General features: G+C 72.9%; 15 protein-coding genes. 12 read left to right on the top strand and 3 right to left on the bottom strand.

Annotation, left to right across the window (positions count from 1 at the left end; translation table 11 throughout):
• The 3 genes from VK611_27910 to VK611_27900 all read left to right on the top strand — a co-directional run.
• Positions 1-2,751 (top strand): hypothetical protein (locus tag VK611_27910; GenBank protein HMG45190.1); only part of this gene is annotated, 2,751 nt, incomplete at its 5' end.
• Between the two features lie 155 nt (positions 2,752-2,906).
• Positions 2,907-3,446 (top strand): VOC family protein, encoded by a 540-nt coding sequence (locus tag VK611_27905; GenBank protein ID HMG45189.1) that lies wholly within the window; start codon positions 2,907-2,909, stop codon positions 3,444-3,446.
• Positions 3,443-4,282: a hypothetical protein gene (locus VK611_27900; GenBank protein ID HMG45188.1), complete on the top strand. Its 840-nt coding sequence runs from the start codon at positions 3,443-3,445 to the stop codon at positions 4,280-4,282. The genes VK611_27905 and VK611_27900 overlap by 4 nt, the downstream gene beginning before the upstream one ends.
• 61 nt (positions 4,283-4,343) lie before the next feature.
• On the opposite strand, the gene VK611_27895 is transcribed toward VK611_27900, so the two are convergent.
• Complete coding sequence (locus VK611_27895) at positions 4,344-4,928, bottom strand: TetR/AcrR family transcriptional regulator (protein HMG45187.1); 585 nt, start codon at positions 4,926-4,928, stop codon at positions 4,344-4,346.
• 48 nt (positions 4,929-4,976) lie between these two features.
• Here VK611_27895 and VK611_27890 point away from each other — a divergent pair, with 48 nt between their 5' ends.
• From VK611_27890 to VK611_27875, 4 genes are all read left to right on the top strand, one after another.
• Complete coding sequence (locus tag VK611_27890; GenBank protein HMG45186.1) at positions 4,977-7,340, top strand: HAD-IB family hydrolase; 2,364 nt, start codon at positions 4,977-4,979, stop codon at positions 7,338-7,340.
• 136 nt (positions 7,341-7,476) lie between these two features.
• Positions 7,477-8,625, top strand: a complete 1,149-nt coding sequence (locus VK611_27885) for a zinc-binding dehydrogenase (GenBank protein HMG45185.1) — start codon at positions 7,477-7,479, stop codon at positions 8,623-8,625.
• The gene (locus VK611_27880) at positions 8,625-10,223 is read left to right on the top strand and encodes a lactate racemase domain-containing protein (protein ID HMG45184.1); all 1,599 of its coding nucleotides are present in this window, start codon (positions 8,625-8,627) and stop codon (positions 10,221-10,223) included. Before VK611_27885 ends, VK611_27880 begins: the two co-directional genes overlap by 1 nt.
• 1 nt (position 10,224) lies before the next feature.
• On the top strand, positions 10,225-11,151 hold the full coding sequence (locus VK611_27875) for a lysophospholipid acyltransferase family protein (GenBank protein HMG45183.1): 927 nt from the start codon (positions 10,225-10,227) through the stop codon (positions 11,149-11,151).
• An 88-nt stretch (positions 11,152-11,239) separates the two neighbouring features.
• Here the strand turns inward: VK611_27875 and VK611_27870 are convergent, their stop codons facing one another.
• The gene (locus VK611_27870; GenBank protein HMG45182.1) at positions 11,240-11,839 is read right to left on the bottom strand and encodes a dihydrofolate reductase family protein; all 600 of its coding nucleotides are present in this window, start codon (positions 11,837-11,839) and stop codon (positions 11,240-11,242) included.
• Positions 11,840-11,932: 93 nt separating this feature from the next.
• Between VK611_27870 and VK611_27865 the strand changes: the two genes are divergently transcribed.
• Genes VK611_27865 through VK611_27845 form a run of 5 tightly spaced genes read left to right on the top strand, consistent with a single transcriptional unit; the run spans position 11,933 to position 17,595 of the window.
• On the top strand, positions 11,933-13,696 hold the full coding sequence (locus tag VK611_27865) for a hypothetical protein (GenBank protein ID HMG45181.1): 1,764 nt from the start codon (positions 11,933-11,935) through the stop codon (positions 13,694-13,696).
• 53 nt (positions 13,697-13,749) lie between these two features.
• A complete protein-coding gene (locus VK611_27860) occupies positions 13,750-14,097 on the top strand; it encodes a hypothetical protein (GenBank protein HMG45180.1) in 348 nt (115 codons plus the stop codon).
• Positions 14,097-15,527: a GMC family oxidoreductase gene (locus tag VK611_27855; protein ID HMG45179.1), complete on the top strand. Its 1,431-nt coding sequence runs from the start codon at positions 14,097-14,099 to the stop codon at positions 15,525-15,527. Before VK611_27860 ends, VK611_27855 begins: the two co-directional genes overlap by 1 nt.
• Positions 15,524-16,564 carry an NAD(P)-dependent oxidoreductase gene (locus VK611_27850; protein HMG45178.1) on the top strand — a complete coding sequence of 347 codons (1,041 nt, stop codon included), beginning with the start codon at positions 15,524-15,526 and terminating at the stop codon, positions 16,562-16,564. Before VK611_27855 ends, VK611_27850 begins: the two co-directional genes overlap by 4 nt.
• Positions 16,561-17,595: an NAD-dependent epimerase/dehydratase family protein gene (locus tag VK611_27845; GenBank protein HMG45177.1), complete on the top strand. Its 1,035-nt coding sequence runs from the start codon at positions 16,561-16,563 to the stop codon at positions 17,593-17,595. Before VK611_27850 ends, VK611_27845 begins: the two co-directional genes overlap by 4 nt.
• Before the next feature lie 44 nt (positions 17,596-17,639).
• Here VK611_27845 and VK611_27840 read toward each other — a convergent pair whose 3' ends face one another.
• Entirely contained in the window at positions 17,640-17,981 is a 342-nt protein-coding gene (locus VK611_27840) for a hypothetical protein (GenBank protein ID HMG45176.1), read from the bottom strand.
• Between the last annotated feature and the right edge of the window lie 7 nt (positions 17,982-17,988).

Raw genomic sequence — 17,988 nt, 5'->3', positions numbered from 1 at the left:
TCGGTGTGGGTGCTGGAGCGGCTGCCCCGGCACCTCCTCGATCGGCAGGTGCTGCTGCTGGTGACGACCCGCCGCGCCGAGCCCGGCACGGTCGCCCTCAACGGTGTCCGCCAGCAGGCCGACGTGGTGGTGGAGCTGGAGGGCCTCGACGTCGCCGCGGTGGAGCAGCTGATCGACACCCTGGCCGTCGAGACCCACGACGACGCCCCCGCGCTGGTCGCCCGCACCGGCGGCAACCCGCTGTTCCTGCGCGAGCTGCTGACCATGGGCACCCGGGGCGACCGCATGCCGCCGGCAGTCTCCGACGTGCTGGCCCGGTCGCTGTCCCGCCTCGACACCCCGGTGCAGGAGGCGCTGGCGACCCTGGCGGTGGCCGGCCCCGCCACGCCACTGGCCGTGCTGACCGCGGCGCTCGGCGGCACGGTCGACGCCGTGATGGCCCGCTTCGAGGCTGCCGCCGCGGCCGACGTGGTGGGGCTGGGACCGGCAGGCCGGGCGGCGTTCCGCCACGTGCTGCTGTCGGAGGCGGCGGTCGAGGCGGTGACCCCCGCGCAGCGCCGCGCCCTGCACACCGCCCTGGCGGATGCCTGGCAGGTGCTCGACGCCTCCCCCGCCGGCAGCGCCCGGGCGGCGACCCACCGGTTGGCCGCGCTTCCCACCGGCGACCCGCTGGCGGTCGGCGAGGAAGCGCTCACCGCCGTCCGGCGGCTCCGGGCGACCGGCGACGCGGTCGGCGCCACCGAACTGGCCACCGCCGCCGATCAGGCCCTCGACGCCACCACCCCGCAGACCGGCGGGCAGGGCGTGCGGGCCCGGCTGGTGGCGGAGCTGGCACAGGCCCTGTACGCCCTCGGCGAGGAGGTGCGGGCCGACGAGACCTTCGCCCGCGCCGCCGACCTGGCGCTCGACCTCGACCCGCCCGACCCCGAGCTGCGGGCACAGGCCGAGGCCGGCTCGTGCCGCCGGGCCAACCCGTTCCTCCCCATGCCCGAGCGGATCCAGCGCCTCGCCACCGCCGACGCCGCCCTCCCGCCCGGCGACCACCCGCTCCGGGTCGACCTCCTCGGCCGCATGGCGGTGCTGCGCTGCGCCCTGCCCGACAGCCTGACGGCGGCCCACGCCGACGGCGACGCCGCAGTGGCGATGGCCCGCCGCCTCGACGACCCCGACCGCCTGGTGACCGCCCTCACCGACCGCCACTACGTCCCGGCCACCGTGGAGGGGCTGGCGGCCCGCGCCGCCGCGGCCGACGAGATGGTGGCGCTGGGCGAGCGGCTCCGCCGTCCCGACATCGCCCTCCAGGGCTACGAGTGGCGCTTCGGCGACCGCCTGGACCGGGGCGAGCGCAACGCCGCCAACGCGGCGCTCGACATGCTCGAGGCCTACGCCCTGGTGATGCCCTCGCCCAAGTGGCGCTGGTCGACGCTGATGCGGCGGGCGACCGTGCACGTGGTCGACGGCGACATCGCCGGGGCGCTGGCGTGCGCCGACGACATCGTCTTCCTGGGCGCGGACGTGGCCGAGGAGCCCGAGGTCCTCGGCATGGAGTTCGCCGTCCGGGCCACCGCGGCGCTCCTGTGGGGCGTCCGCGACGAGTCGCTGACCCGGCTGTTCGACCGCATGGTGGCCGTCACCGGTTCCCTGGCGAGCGTCCCGTTCATCGCGCTGATGATGGCGCGGGGCAACTGCGCCGTCGGCCGGCCGGAGCAGGCCGTGGCGACGGTGAACCGCTTCGCGGCCGACCCCACACCGCTCTTCAGCTACCTGGAGGGCATCTCGCTGGTGGCCGAGCTGGGCGTGATGGTGGCTGAGCTGGGGCTGGCCGACCACGCCGCCCGGCTGCGCTCGGCGCTCCTCCCCTTCGGCCACCGGCTCGGCACGGGAGCGGGGATCCAGCTGCAGACCCCGGTGGCGACCACGCTGGGCCGGCTGGCGCTGCTGCAGGGCGATGCCGAGGCCGCGGTCGCCGACCACGAGCGGGCCGTGGCGATCGCCGAGGCGATGCCGTCGCCCGTCCTCGTCGCCCTGACGCACGTCTACCTGGCCCAGGCCCGGGCCGCGGCGGACGACGGTGCCGGCGCCGCGGCGGCCCTGGAGCGGGCGCGCTGGACCGCGGAGCCCCTCGGCCTGGTGCTCCCCGACGTCGGGGTGACGCCGGTTGCCGCCCCCGCCGCGGCGATCGGGGCGACACGGCGGGCGTCGCTGTGCCGGACGCCCGGCGACGGCTGGCGCGTCGAGTCGCCCCACGGTGCCGCCACGCTGGCCGACTCGCTGGGGATCGCCCAGCTGGCCCGACTGCTCTCGGCGCCGCCGGGCCGCGAGGTGGCGGCCACCGAGCTGGCCGGGATGGACGCCGCGCCGGTCCCGGTCGCCCACGACCTCGGCGCCGCCCTCGACGCCCGGGCCAAGCGGGAGTACCGCCGCCGCATCAACGAGCTCCAGGACGACATCGACCAGGCCGACGCCGACCACGACCCCGAGCGGGCCGCCCTCGCCCGCCTGGAGCTGGACGCCCTCGTGCAGGAGCTGCGCCGGGCGGTCGGGCTCGACGGGCGTGACCGGCCCACGGGCTCCGGCGCCGAGCGGGCCCGGGTCAACGTGACCCGCAGCCTCAAGCGGGCCGTCGCCGCCATCGCCGAGCAGGTGCCTGCCCTGGGCGCCCACCTCGACCGGTCGCTGCGCACCGGTCGCTTCTGCAGCTACTCCCCGGAGCCATCCACGGCCCTGACCTGGGAGATCGTGGCCTCGTAGGCGACTGAACATCGTTCCATCGCCATGGAACGCCTCCTCGGGTGACACCCCGAACCAGGAGGACCTCCCATGGAACGTTGGACCCGAGCCCTCGAGCTCACCACCTCGCGGCTGTGCCCCGTCACGGCTCTCCGCCAGCTGCTCCGGAGCTTCCGGTGATCGCCCCCGCGGAGCAGGCCCGCGCCACCGGCGCCGGCCCGATCGGCTTCAGCCAGGTCACCGTCGTCACCCCGGACCTCGACCGCTTCCGCGCCTTCTACGAGGGCGTCGTCGGCCTCCGGACCGCGATCGTCATGCGGGTGGCCGAGCCTTCGGCGATGCGGCATGCGATCCTGCTGGTGAACGACACCTCGATCATCCACGCCTTCGAGCAGCCGGGCTACGACCCGGTGGCCGCCGGCATCGGCACCGGGATGTTCGCCCGTGGTCGCATCGATCACCTCGGCTTCATGGTGGGCACCGTCGGCGAGCTGGAGGCCGTGCGCGACCGCCTGGTCGCCGTGGGCGCCTGCGACGGCACGATCGAGCCGCACGGCCCGGTGCACTCGGTGCGCTTCACCGACCCCGATGGCCTCGAGAGCGAGATCAACGCCGTGAACACGGCATGGGACCCTGCCCAGGAGGACCACCACCTGGTCGAGGAAGAGCCCGATCCCGAGATGTTCGCCCGCCTCGTCGCAGCCGGGGTCCGGTGAGCGCCGTGCGATCGATCACCTCCAAGACCTGTCTCGCCGTGACGGTGGCGGCGATCCTCGGACTCGCCGCCTGCGGTGACGACGACGATGACGCCGCCACCGACCCCGCCCCGGTCGACGCCGAGCCGGCCGACGACTCCGAAGGCGACGTCGACGCCTACTGCGACGCCTCCCTCGCCTTCGAGAAGATCCCCGACCCCGAGATCGACTTCGAGACGGCCTCCGAGGAGGAGGTGGCGACCGGTCTGAAGGCCTACGCCACCGACACCCTCACGCCGGCGGTGGCCGACATCGTGGCCACCGCGCCCGACGAGCTCTCCGACGAGGCCGACCGGTTCTCGGCCATCGTGGACGAGATCGCCGCCACCGGTGACGGGTCGCTGTTCGACTCGCCCGAGGCGGCGGAGGACAGCGCCACCGCCCATGCCTTCGACCTGGAGAGCTGTGGCTGGGAGTCGGTCGACGTCACCGCCACCAACTACGCCTTCGATGGCATCCCGGCGGAGCTTCCGGCAGGGGTCACCAGCTTCGACCTCGGCAACGAGGGTGAGGACCTCCACGAGCTGCTCCTGGTGCGGAGGAACGACGGTGTGACCCAGTCGGCCGAGGAGCTGCTGGCGCTCCCCGAGGAGGAGGCGATGTCGCTGACGACGATGGTCGGCACCACCGCCTTCGCCGCTCCCGGCGAGGAGGACTACACAGTCGTCGACCTGGAGCCCGGCGACTACGTGGCCCTGTGCTTCGTCCCGGTGGGGGCGACCAGCACCGACGGGCCGCCGCCCGAGGGCCCGCCCCACGCCATGGAGGGCATGTACACCGAGTTCACCGTCACCTGAACCCGAAATTGCGTGGCTGGTGGTCGCTATAGGGCCACCGGCCACGCAATTTCGTCGTTTTCTACGGGACCAGCGCCGCCCGCAGCAGCGCGAGCAGCTCGTTGCGGCGGCGGACCAGCGACGACAGCGTCGGCTCCTCGCCGAACGCCCGCAGCACCTCCAGCTCGGTCGCCAGCCCGGTCACCATCGAGTACGCCGACAGCAGCAGCAGGCGGGGGTCGTGGCGGCGCATGCGCCCGGCGTCCATCTCGGTGGCGAGGTACCCCGATGCCCGGTCGACGAGGGGAGCGATCGCCGCCGTCAGCCGGGTCGACGCCGGTGGCCCCAGGCGGCTGACCTCCCGCACGAACCCCAGCATCGCCGGGTGGCGGGCGACGAGGCGGGACATGGCGCGGACGATGGCCTCGATGCGACCGAAGCCGGGGCCGCCGGCCGCGACGGCCCGCTCCAGCCGAACCATCACCTCGCCGGCGGTGCGGTCGATGACCGCCGCCAGCAGGGCCTCCTTCGACGAATACCAGTAGAGGATCGTCTGCTTGCGGATGCCCAGCTCCCGCGCCAGGTCGTCCAGCGACGTCGCCTCGTAGCCCCGGGTGCCGAACGCCGCGAGGGCCGCGTCGGCGATGCGATCGGCGGTGGGCTTCATGCGGAGCTGAATCGTAGTGACCATCTACCAAGTGGTAGACAACGGAGCGTGATCCCCGAGGCTCTGGACGGCAAGCGCATCGCGGTCACCGGAGGCACCGGCTTCCTCGGCACCGCGCTGATCGAACGGCTGCTGCGGTCCGTGCCCGGCTGCGAGCTGGTGCTCCTCATCCGCCCCGGCAAGCGCTCGTCGGTCGACACCCGCGCCAAGCGGGAGATCTTCCGCAACGACGCCTTCGACCGCCTCCGTGAGGAGCTGGGCGGAGCGAAGGCCCTCGACGAGATGGTGGCCCGCCGGGTGACGGTGATCGCCGGCGACGTCGGCACCGACGGTCTCGGTCTCGACGACGCCGACCGCGCCACCCTCGGCAGCTGCGACATCGTCATCCACTCGGCGGCCACCGTGGCCTTCGACTCGCCGCTCGACGCCGCCGTCGAGGTGAACCTCCTCGGCCCCAGCCGCATCGTCGCCACCCTACGTGACCTGGACGTGCGACCCCACCTGGTGTCGGTGTCGACCTGCTACGTCGCCGGCAACCGCCGCGGCGCGGCGCCCGAGCAGCCGCTCCACGAGAGCCCGTTCTTCGTCGACGTCGACTGGCGGGGCGAGGTCGAGGGCGCCCGCCGGGCCCGCCAGGACGCCGAGGCCACCAGCCGCACCCCCGAGATGCTCAAGCAGCTCGCCAAGGAGGCCCGCCGCGAGCTGGGCGCCGCCGGCACCCCCGCCCTGTCCGCCAAGACCGAGCAGCGCCGCCAGAACTGGGTGAAGGACCGCATGGTCGCCGCCGGCCGGGCCCGCGCCGGGTCGCTCGGCTGGCCCGACGCCTACGCCTACACCAAGGCCATGGGCGAGCGGGCGCTGCTGTCGCAGCGGGGCGACCTCCCGATCACGATCGTGCGGCCGTCGATCATCGAGTCGTCGCTGCTCGAGCCCCGGCCGGGCTGGATCCGCGGCTTCCGCATGGCCGAGCCGGTGATCATCTCCTACGCCCGTGGCCTGCTGAAGGAGTTCCCGGGCGTCCCCGAGGGCACGATCGACGTGATCCCCGTCGACCTCGTCGTGGCCGCCATCGTCGAGGCCGCGGCGTCGACGCCGCCCGACGAGCCCGAGATCGTGCAGGTGGCGTCGGGGTCGGCCAACCCGCTGAAGTACCGGCAGCTGGTCGACCTGGTGCGCGGCTGGTTCACCGAGCACCCGATCTACGACAGCGAGGGCCAGCCGATCATGGTCCCCGACTGGTCTTTCCCGGGCCGCGGCCGGGTGCAGCGCCAGCTCGTCCGGGCCAAGTCGGCCATCGAGAAGACCGAGAACGTGCTGTCGCAGCTGCCGCTCCGGGGCCGCCAGGCCGAGTGGTCGGCCAAGGTCGAGGAGCGCAAGGAGCTGGTCGAGCGCGCCCTCGGCTACGTCGAGCTGTACGGCGCGTACACCGAGTGCGAGGCCATCTACGGCGTCGACCGGCTGCTGGCCCGCTACGAGGCCATGCCCCCCGACGACCAGCAGCGCTTCTGCTCGGACCCGCGGGTGATCGACTGGACGCACTACGTGCGGGAGATCCACCTGCCGTCGGTCGTGGAGCACGCCCGGGTGCGCATGACGCCGGGCGGCAAGGTGGGCGAGAGCCGGGAGACCCGGCTGCGGCGCCAGGTGCTCGACCCCCGCCGCCAGCTCGCTGCCTTCGACCTGGAGAACACGCTGATCGCGTCGAACGTGGTGGCGTCGTACTCCTGGCTGGCCACCCGGCGCCTCCCCCGCGAGGACCGCTGGCGCTTCGTGCTGAAGACGCTCGCCGAGGCGCCCAAGCTGGCGGCGCTCGACCGGCAGGACCGCAGCGACTTCCTGCGCCACTTCTACCGGCGCTTCGACCGGGCCCCGGTCGCCCAGCTCGACGAGGACGCCACCGAGATGTTCAGCCAGCTGCTGCTGGCGAAGTCGTTCCCGGCCGGCATCCGGCGGGTGCGGGAGCACCGGGCCGCCGGGCACCACACGGTCCTGATCACCGGGGCGCTCGACGTCGCCATCGGCCCGCTGCGGCCGCTGTTCGACGACGTGGTCTGCGCCTCGCTCGACGTCCGGCCCGACGGCACCTACCGGGGCGAGCTGGTGGACGTGCCGCCGACCGGCGAGGCCCGGGCCCAGGTGCTGTTCGACTTCGCGGACGCCAACGACTTCGACCTCGCGGAGGCCGTCGCCTACGCCGACTCGACGTCGGACCTGCCGATGCTGGAGGCCGTGGGCTTCCCGGTGGCGGTCAACCCCGAGACCCGGCTGGCCGCCCTGGCCCGCAAGCGGGGGTGGCTGGTGGAGAACTGGACCAAGGCCGCGGGGGCGCCGCCGGTGCGGTTGCCGCTCGCTCCCCGGAAGGGCTCGCAGGGCGACAGCCTGCTCAGCCGACTGATGGAGATCGGGACGTGACGTTGCGACGCGAAGCGACCGATTCGGTGCCGTGGCGCCGCAACGACGACGGCCCGACGGTCGATGCGGTGCCAGGCGACCGATTCGGTTCGTCGGCGCCGCAACGACGACGTCCTGGCCGGACCGGAGGCACGGCGTGAAAGCGCTCGTCTTCTCCCGCAAGCCCGCCCGCTACGCGGCGGCGATGGTGGCGGGCGCGCTGCGGCCGGGCAAGGGTGCCCGCTACGGGCCGCTGGCGCTGCGCGACGTCGACCCGCCCGACCTGCCCGGCGACGACTGGGTGCGGGTGCGGCCGAGGCTCGCCGGCATCTGCGGCAGCGACCTGGCCACCCTCGACGGCAAGTCGTCGCGGTACTTCGAGCCCATCGTGTCGTTCCCGTTCGTGCCCGGCCACGAGATCGTCGGTGAGCTGGACGACGGCTCCCGGGTGGTGGTCGTGCCGGTGCTCACCTGCGTGACCCGGGGCGTCGAACCGCCGTGCGCGGCCTGCTCCGCGGGCCGGACGAACCTGTGCGAGCGGATCGCCTACGGGCACCTGGAGCCGGGCCTGCAGACGGGCTTCTGCGAGTCGACCGGCGGGGGCTGGTCGACGTCGCTGGTGGCCCACCGCTCGCAGCTGGTCCCCATCCCCGACGACCTGTCCGACGAGGCCGCCGTGCTGGTCGAGCCCACCGCCTGCGCGGTGCACGCGGCCCGGCAGGTCGACGCCGCCGAGGTCGCGGTCATCGGTTCCGGCGCCCTGGGGCTGCTCACGATCGCGGCGCTCGCCGAGCTCGGCTCCCGCAGCGTGGTGGCGACGGCCAAGCACCCCGACCAGCGCTGGTGGGCCAAGGAGATGGGCGCCACCGTCGTGTGCGCACCCGGCGAGCTCGACCGCGTGGTCCGCTCGTCGAGCAGGTCGATGCTGCTCGACAACGGCCAGCTCACCGGCGGCGTCGCCGCGGTGGTCGACTGCGTCGGCTCGGAGGACTCGCTGGCCCAGGCCCTGCGGGTGGTCGCCCCGGGCGGCACCATCCACGCCGTCGGCATGCCCGGCGTCACGACCCTCGACCTCACCCCGCTGTGGCACCGCGAAGCCGTCCTCCGGGGCTGCTACGCCTACACCCGCGACGACTTCGACACGGCGATCGAGCTGGTCCGCCGGCTCGACCTCGGCCGGCTCGTGTCGGCCACCTACCCCCTGTCGCGCTACGAGGACGCCGTCGAGCACGCCGCCAACGCCGGTGTCCGCGGCGCCGTGAAGATCGCCTTCGACCTGCGCGACGAGCGCGAGAGGACCCGCTGATGCCCCGCCCTGGCTTCGTGCTCGACGTGGACCGGTCGACCCCGCCGATCGTGTTCCACCACGGCGAGAGCTTCCGGTTGGAGAAGCTGCCGGCCGGGCGCAGCCGGGTCGTCTACCCCGGCGAGCCGCTGCCGGCGCTCGACGACGTCGACGCCGCCATCCGCCACGCCCTCGACAACCCGCTCGGCGACAGCGCCCCGCTGCGCAGCCAGCTGCACGCCGGCATGAAGCTCACGATCTGCTTCGACGACATCTCCCTGCCCCTCCCCCCGATGCGCCGCCCCGACGTGCGCCAGCGGGTGATCGAGGCGGTGCTCGACGTCGCCGCGGCCGCGGGCGTCGACGACGTCCACATCATCGCCGCCCTCGCCCTGCACCGGCGGATGACCGAGGACGAGCTGCGCCACGCCGTCGGCAACCGGGTGTACGACGCCTTCGCCCCCGACGGTCTCCTTTACAACCACGACGCCGAGGACACCGACAACATGTCGTTCATCGGCACCACCCCTCACGGCGAGGAGGTGGAGATCAACCGGCGGGCGGCCGAGTCGGACCTGATCGTCTACGTGAACATCAACCTCGTGTCGATGGACGGAGGCCACAAGTCGACCGCCACCGGCCTGGCCAGCTACCGGAGCCTGCGCCACCACCACAACGTGCAGACGATGCTCGAATCCCGCAGCTTCATGGACCGTCACGCCTCCGAGCTGCACCACTCCAACTGGCGGATGGGCAAGGTCCTCCGCGACGCCGGGGTGAAGATCTTCCAGATCGAGACCACGCTGAACAACGACACGTTCGGCTCGTCGGGCCCCATGTCGGTGCTGCAGAAGCGGGAGTGGGAGTGGAACGCCCGCGACCGGGCCACCTTCGTCGCCATGAAGGCGGGCCTCGACCGCATGCCGCTGAAGGCCCGCCGCTCGATCTTCCAGGCGTGGAAGGCGCCCTACGGGGTGACGTCGGTGCAGGCCGGCGAGGTCGAGGCCGTGCACGAGCAGACCACGCAGAACGTGTTCGCCCAGCAGCTGGTGACGGTGGAGGGCCAGACCGACATCCTGACGATGGGCCTGCCGTACATCGGGCCGTACAACGTCAACTCGGTGATGAACCCGATCCTGGTGGCGTGCCTGGGGCTCGGCTACTTCTTCAACATGTACCGGGGCGCACCGCTGGTGCGGGAGGGCGGGGTGGTGATCATGAGCCACCCGACCACCTCGGAGTTCCACCCGGTGCACCACCCGTCGTACATCGACTTCTTCGACCAGGTGCTGGCCGACACCACCGATCCGAAGGAGATCGAGCAGCGCTACGAGAAGCAGTACGCCGAGGACGAGTGGTACCGCCACCTGTACCGCACCAGCTACGCCTACCACGGCGTCCACCCCTTCTACATGTGGTACTGGGCCTGCCACGGGATGGCGCACGCCGGCAAGGTGATCGTGGTGGGCGGCGAGAACAAGGCCGTGCGGCGGCTCGGGTTCACGGCGGCGTCGACCCTGCAGGACGCGCTGGAGATGGCGTCCGACGTGGTGGGGCGCGACCCGTCGATCACCCACGTGCACAACCCGCCGCTGGTCATGTCGGACGTGCAGGTCTGACATGGTGAAGCTGCCGTCCGCGGTGAAGCTGCCCCGGCTGCCGTTTCCCTACTCGGCGCCGACGACGCCGTTGGGCGTCGAGCCGGTGGAGCGCAAGCGGCGCTCGGGCCCGGGCTACGAGACCGACTGGGCCCGCCGGCTGCCCGCCCGCGTGGGCCGGATGGCGCTGCGCGAGACCCTGCTGCGGGCCGGTGTCGCCGCGCTGGCCGCCCCCGAGGTCCACGGCCTCGACCGGCTGGCGGCCCTCCGTGACGACGAGGACCAGCCGGTCATCTTCGCCGCCAACCACCACAGCCACATCGACACGCCGGTGCTGCTCACCTGCATCCCCGACCCCTGGCGCGACCGGATGTTCGTGGGGGCCGCGGCCGACTACTTCTTCCGCAACCCCGTGACCAGCGCCCTGTCGGCCCTGGTGATCGGGGCCGTGCCGATCGACCGCAGCCGGGTCAGCCGCACGTCGGCCGACCGGACCGCGATGTTGATCGACGACGGCTGGTCGATGCTGATCTTCCCCGAAGGCGGCCGCTCACCCGACGGCTGGGGCCAGCCGTTCCGGGGCGGCGCCGCCTACCTGTCGGCCCGCACCGGGGTGCCGGTGGTGCCCGTGCACATCCACGGCACCCGGCACATCCTGCGGAAGGGCCGCAAGCTGCCGTCGCCGTCGTCCACCAAGGTCACCTTCGGGGTGCCCCTGCAACCGGCGCCCGACGACGACGCCCGCCGCCTCGGGCCCCGCATCGAGCAGGCGGTCGCCGAGCTGGCCGACGAGGCCACCACCGACTGGTGGTCGGCCCGCCGCCGCGCCCACGCCGGCGAGACCCCGTCGCTCACGGGCCCCGACGCCTCGGGTTGGCGCCGGGCCTGGGCGCTGGGCGACCGCACCCGCAAGGCCCGCCGCGACCAGCGCACCTGGCCTCGCATCTGACTCCCATGCCCGCCACGCGGCAAAATGTGCACGAGAGCGCACGGAATCCGTCCGTTTCCGTGCACATTTCGGGGTGTGAGCGGGCATGTCAGATGTGGGTCTTGGCCTCGTCGTAGCCGGCGTCGGCGGGTGGCTCGGCCGGCCCGTAGACCAGGTTCAGCACACCCGTCGTGAAGGTCTGCGACGAGAGCAGCGCCAGCGGGAGCGGGTCGCCGTCGTCGAACAGCCGCATGCCCTTGCCGACGGCGATCGGGTGCACCAGCAGGTGCAGCTCGTCGATCAGCCCGGCGGCCAGCAGCTGGCGGACCACCGACACCGAGCCGCTCATGGCGATGGATCCGTCGCCCGGCTCGTTCTTCAGGGCGGTGACGGCCTCGACGAGGTCGCCCTGCAGCAGCTCGGAGTTCCGCCACGTGAGCTCGAGCTGCTGGTTCGACACGACGATCTTGCGGACGTCACCGAGGTGCTTGGCGAACACGGCGTCCTCCCCGCCCTCCGCCTCGCGGCCGGGCCACGCCTCGGCGAAGCTGTCGTAGGTCACGCGCCCGAGCAGCAGGGTGTCGGACACACCCATGGTCGACGAGACGGCGGCACCCATCTCGTCGTTGAAGTACGGGAAGTGCCAGAGATGCGGGTCCTCGACGACGCCGTCGAGCGAGATGAACAGGTCGGCGGTGATCTTCTTCATGGCGGTCCTCCTGGTGGCCGGTGCGCTCTGCACCTTCCCTCAGACCGCGCCCACCACCCGAACTCATCGGCGGCACATAGCTACCATCGGTAAATGGCTGGGGGGAGGTGGGTCGGTGTGGCGCGCCGGCAGCGAGGGCAGGTCGTCGGGCTGACCCTCGTGTTGGCGATCCCGGTCGTGGTGGCGCTGGTGGCGCTGCACTCGCCCCGGTGGTTCCCGCTGATCGACATGGCGCAGATCGAGATGCGGGTGCGCGACGTGCCCACCACCCACCCGCCGCTGGTCGGGCTCGGCGGCCGCATGCAGGGTTACGACCAGACCGGCAGCCACCCCGGCCCGCTCGGCTTCTACCTGCTGTGGCCCGTCTACCGGCTGCTCGGGTCCAGCGCCTGGGCGCTGCAGGTGTCGAGCGCCACGCTCAGCCTCGCCGCCGCCGGCCTCGCCGTGTGGATCGCGCGCCGTCGGACCGGGACGACCTTCGCGGTCGTGGTCGCCGCGGGCCTGGCGCCGCTGCTGCGGGGCTACGGCGCGGTGATGGTGACCGAGCCGTGGAACCCGCGCCTGCCCGTGGTCTGGTGGGTGGTGTTCCTGCTGGCCGTGTGGTCGGTGCTGGACCGCGACGTGCGGATGCTGCCGCTCGTCGTGCTCGCCGGCACCGTCTGCATGCAGACCCACATCCCCTACGCCGTGCTGGTGGGCGGGCTGTGGGCGCTGACCGTCGCCGCCGTCGCCCACCAGGCCCGCAGGGACCGGGAGGCCCGACGCTGGGCGATCGGCTCCGGCGTGCTGCTCGTCGCCCTGTGGCTGCCGCCGCTGTACGAGCAGCTCACGCACCACCCGGGGAACCTGGCGATCATCGTCGAGAACTTCCGCCACCCCTACGACGACCAGGTGCCCTTCGGCGACGCCGTCGACACCTGGCTGCAGCACCTCGACGTCACGGCGCTGGTCCGGGGCGACGTGCTCCGCCACGGCTCGCCGGCCGGAGGCATCGCCTTCCTCGCCGTGTGGGCCGCCGCCGCGGCGTGGGCCTGGCGCCGCCGGGAGTCGACCCTGCTGTCGCTCCACGTCGTCGCCGGCGCCGCCACCGTGCTCGGGCTGCTGGCGATCAGCCGCATCTTCGGCCCGCTGTGGCCCTACCTGGTGTTCTGGGCCTGGGGGACCACGGCCGTCGCGCTCGTGGCCATCGTCTGGACGTTCGTCACCCCCTGGCCCCGGCCGGTGCTCGCCGGCGCCACCGCGGTGCTGGTGGTGACCACGGCGGCCTTCACCGTCGAGGCGCCCGACACCGAGATGGCGGCCGCCGGGCGGTCGGACGAGCTGTCGGTCCTGGCCGGCCCGACCGTGGAGCGCCTGGAGGACGACCCGGTCGGCTGCGGCGACGACTGCACGTACCTCGTCACCTGGATCGACCCGGTCGAGCTCGAGTCCGTGGGCCACGGGCTGCTGCTGGAGCTGGAGCGGCAGGGCTTCGACGCCCGGGCCGCGTACGACGAGGACCTCGCCGTGCGGCCCCACCGCACCGCCCGCCGCTCGCAGGTCGACGCCGAGGTGCAGATCGTCTCGGGCGACGCGGTCATCACGGAGCTGCAGGTGCGTGACCACGCCGAGCTCGTCGCCGTGGTCGACCCGCGCACCCCCGGGGAGCGCACCGAGTACCGCCGCCTGCGCCGCGCGCTGCTGGCCGACCTCGAGGCCCACGACCGGCACGGCCTGGCGCTCCGGGTGGCCGAGCAGGTGATCGTCGAGACCGACCCCCGCATGACCGCCGGCGCCCGCAGCCTCGCCTGGTACGCCAACCGCTTCCCACGGCCCAGCGCCGTGTTCCTGATCACCCCGGAGGAACCCCGACCATGAGCCCGAGCGTCGTCGCAGCGGACCGGCCGCCGCGCCGCATAGGATCGACCCTCATGCTCCGGTTCGAGCGTGAGGTCGTCACGGCCCTGGGGAACGCTCCCGAACAATCCACCCGCGGGGCCGTCGAGGCCTTCGTCGACGGCTCGCTGCGAGCCCTGCCCGAGCCCATCCGGCTGGGGCTCCTGGGCGAGACCGTGATCCTCGGCACCTACGTCGGACTGCTGCGAGCGGCCGGGCGCGTCGAGGACACCGTCGACCTGCGCCGCCGCCTCGACGCCTGGGAGGGCAGCCGCATCAGCTACCTGCGCCAATACGTCCACATGTTCCGCTCACTGGTGCTGTTCGCCGAGAACGAGCTGGGTCCCGACGCGACCGACGCCGAGCAGGAGCCGGCCGTCTGATGGCCTCGATCACGACCGAGGTGCTGGTGATCGGGTCGGGAGCCGGCGGTGCCGTCACCGCGGTCCGCCTGGCCGAGTCGGGTCACGACGTGCTGGTGGTCGAGGAGGGCCCCTGGTTCGACGCCGACGAGCACGAGCCCTTCTCCCTGCCCGAGATGGTGGCCAAGTACCGCCACCGCGGCGCCCAGGTCGCCCTGGGCAACCCGGCCGTGGCGTTCGGCGAGGGCCGCTGCGTCGGCGGCAGCACCGAGGTCAACAGCGGCCTGTTCCACCGCCTCCCCGACCACCTGGCCGAGGAGTGGCAGCGCACCTACGACATCGACGACTTCGACCCCGCCACCCTGGCCCGCTACGCCACCCGGGTGGAGACCGAGCTGGGCGTGTCGACGCTGCCCACCGCGCCGCCCCCGTCGTCGGCCGCCCTGGAGCGGGGTGCCACCAAGCTGGGCTGGCGCAACGTGGAGTTCGCCCGGGTCTTCCGCTACGACGAGCAGGGCCGCGGCACCAAGCAGACGATGAGCCGCACGCTGCTGCCCAAGGCCGTCAGCGCCGGCGCCCGGATCCTGCCCGACTGCCGGGTGCTCCGCCTGCGCCTCCACCCCGGCGACGGTCGGGCCCTGGGGGCACGCTGCGAGCGGACCCACCCGGACGGCGGCCGCGAGATCCTCGACGTCGACGCCGACCACGTGGTCGTGTGCGCGGGGGCCGTGCAGACGCCCGCCCTCCTGCAGCGCTCCGGGGTCCGGCGCAACATCGGGCGCGGCCTCAAGCTGCACCCGACGGTGAAGATCGCGGCCCGCTTCCCCCACCCGGTCGACCACGGCGACGTGCCCATGCATCGGGTCACCGAGTTCGCCCCCCACCTGACGATCGGCGGGTCGGCCAGCCGCAAGGGCCAGATCGCCATGGCGCTGGCCGAGGCCACCCACGACATCGACGACGCCCTGGCCGACTGGGACAACGTGGCCGTCTACTACGCGGCCATCCGCAGCGAGGGCTCCGGCCGGGTGCGGGCGATCCCCGGGCTGAAGGCCCCGCTGATCACCTACAAGCTCACCGACGCCGACATGAGCCGCCTGGCCCGGGGCCTCGTCCACCTGGGCGAGGTGCTGCTGGCGGCCGGGGCGACCGAGCTCTACCCGTCGCTGGTGGGCGGGCCGGTGGCCCGGCGCCTCGACGACATCGGCCAGTGGTGGGACCGCTCGACCCGGTCGAACAGCAACCTGATGACCGTCCACCTCACGTCGACGGTGCGCATGGGCAACGACCGGGCGCTCACCGGCACCGACAGCTACGGCCAGGTGTGGGACCACCCCCACCTGCACGTCAACGACGCCTCGCTGCTGCCCGACGCCCCCGGCGTCAACCCCCAGGCCGCCATCATGACCATCGCGTCCCGCAACACGGAGCACCTGATCACCTCACTATGAGCCCGTCCTCGACCGACAACCCGACCGCCGTCGTCACGGGGGCCTCCGGCTGGCTGGGGCAGAACCTGGTGCGCGCCCTGGCCCCGACCCGGGAGCGGGTGCGCTGCCTCGTGCCCGACGCCGACAGCGGGCCGCCCCTGGAGCTGATCGCCCCCTCCGTCGAGACCGTGGTGGGCGACGTGCGCGACCCCGCCACCGTCGACCGCCTCTTCGCCGACGTCGGCTCCGCGGCCTCGGTGTTCCACGCCGCCGCCGTCATCCACCCCCGCAAGCTCACCCGCGAGTTCTTCGACGTGAACGTGGGCGGCACCCAGATGGTGCTCGACCGGGCCCGGCGGGCGGGCGTCGAGCGGGTGGTGCACGTGTCGTCGAACTCGCCGTTCGGGGCCAACCCGACCCCCGACGACCGCTTCGACGAGGACTCCCCCTACAACCCGTACATGGGCTACGGGCAGTCGAAGTGGGAGGCCGAGACGCTGGTGCGCACGGCCCACGAGCGGGGCGACGTCGCCGCCGTGATCGTGCGGGCGCCCTGGTTCTACGGCCCCTACCAGCCCAGCCGGCAGAGCCAGTTCTTCACCGCCATCCGCAAGGGCCGCTTCCCGCTGATCGGCGACGGCACCCAGCGCCGCTCGATGGTCTACACCGAGAACCTGGTGCAGGGCCTCCTGTGCGCGGACCGCTCCGAGAAGGCGCTCGGCAACGCCTACTGGGTGGCCGACACCGAGCCCTACGCCCTGGCCGACATCCTGGCGACGGTCCGCCGGGCCCTCGAGGCCGAGGGACTGACGCTGTCGGGCCGCGGGTCGCTGAAGGTGCCCCGCGTCGTCAGCGAGGTGGCCGAGAAGGTCGACGGCTTCCTGCAGGGCAAGGGCCGCTACAGCCAGGCCGTCCACGTGCTCGGCGAGATGAAGGACACCATCGCCTGCGACATCGGCCGGGCCCGCGACGAGATCGGCTACGACCCTGCGGTGTCGCTCTTCGAGGGCATGCGCGCCAGCATCCGCTGGTGCCTCGACCACGGGGAGACCCTGTGAGCAAGACCGTCCTGGTCACCGGGGGGAGCGGCTACTTCGGATCGATCCTGGTCGACGACGCCCTGGCCCGGGGCGACACCGTGCGGGTGCTCGACCTCAACCCTCCGGGCGACGAGCGGGCAGCGAAGGTCGACTACGTGCCGGGCGACGTGCGCGACCGGGCCACGGTGCGCAGCGCCTGCGAGGGCGTCGACGTGGTGCTCCACAACGTCGCCCAGGTGCCATTGGCCAAGGACCGCGAGCTGTTCTGGTCGGTCAACGTGACCGGCACCGCCAACGTGCTGCTCGCCGCCCGGGATGCGGGCGTCGACAAGGTGGTGCACACCTCGTCGAGCGCGATCTTCGGCATCCCCGAGAGCAACCCGGTCACCGAGGACACCCCCGGCCGGCCGCTGGAGGCGTACGGGAAGGCCAAGCTCGAGGCCGAGTTCCTGTGCCGCGACGCCGCCGCGAACGGGCTCGACGTGAGCATCGTCCGCCCCCGGACGATCCTCGGGCACGGCCGGCTGGGCATCATCGCCGTGCTGTTCGAGTTCGTGGCCGAGGGTGCGCCCGTGTTCGTGCTCGACGGCGGCCACAACCGCTACCAGTTCATCCACGCCAACGACCTGGCCGACGCCGTGCTGCGGGCCGGCGACCGCGACAAGCCGGCCGTCTACAACATCGGGGCCACCGAGTTCGGCACGATGCGCGAGCTGCTCCAGGCGCTGGTCGACCACGCGGGCACGGGCTCGCAGCTGCGGTCGCTGCCGGCGGCACCCGCCCGGGTAGCCATGAAGGTGGCGGCGACAGCCGGAGTCGCGCCGTTCGCCCCCTACCACTGGCTGCTCTACGCCGAATCCCTGTGGTTCGACACCACCCGGGCGCAGACCGAGCTGGGCTGGAGCTCACGCTGGTCGAACGTGGCGGCGCTCGTCGAGTCGTACGAGTGGTTCCTCGCCCATCGCCAGGAGCTGGCGCATCGTGAAGGTGCCTCGCACCACCAGTCGCCGGTGAAGCTCGGCGTGCTCGAAGTCCTCAAAAGACTTTGAAGGGAAACGACCCTATTCGGGCCGTTTCCCTTCAAAGACTGATCTCAGGCGGCGTCGGCGTCGACCGCGCGGAGCATGTGGCCCCGCTCACCCAGCGACTCGTCGCCGGTCGCCTGGTCGTGGGTCAGGTAGCGGAAGATGGCCCGCCAGGGGATGGTGGCACCGACCACCATGAACCCGGTCAGCCACACGCCGGTGTCGTCGTTGCGGATGTCGATGTTCCAGTTCGTGAACACCGAGAAATCGAGCCATACCACGGCCCCGATGCCGGCGATGAACGTCAGCAGGGAGCGGAACCGCTCGACCACGTCGAACAGGTCGCACACGAAGTCGACCGCTTTGATCGTGGCCAGGGCGAGGAGCGCGACTATGGCGAAGTCGTACATTTTCAAC

This window comes from Acidimicrobiales bacterium (genome assembly GCA_035316325.1).
GTDB lineage: Bacteria > Actinomycetota > Acidimicrobiia > Acidimicrobiales > VFJN01 > DASXTK01.
The sequence above is the reverse complement of the archived record's forward strand: the minus strand, read 5'-3'. Positions and strand labels throughout refer to the sequence as shown.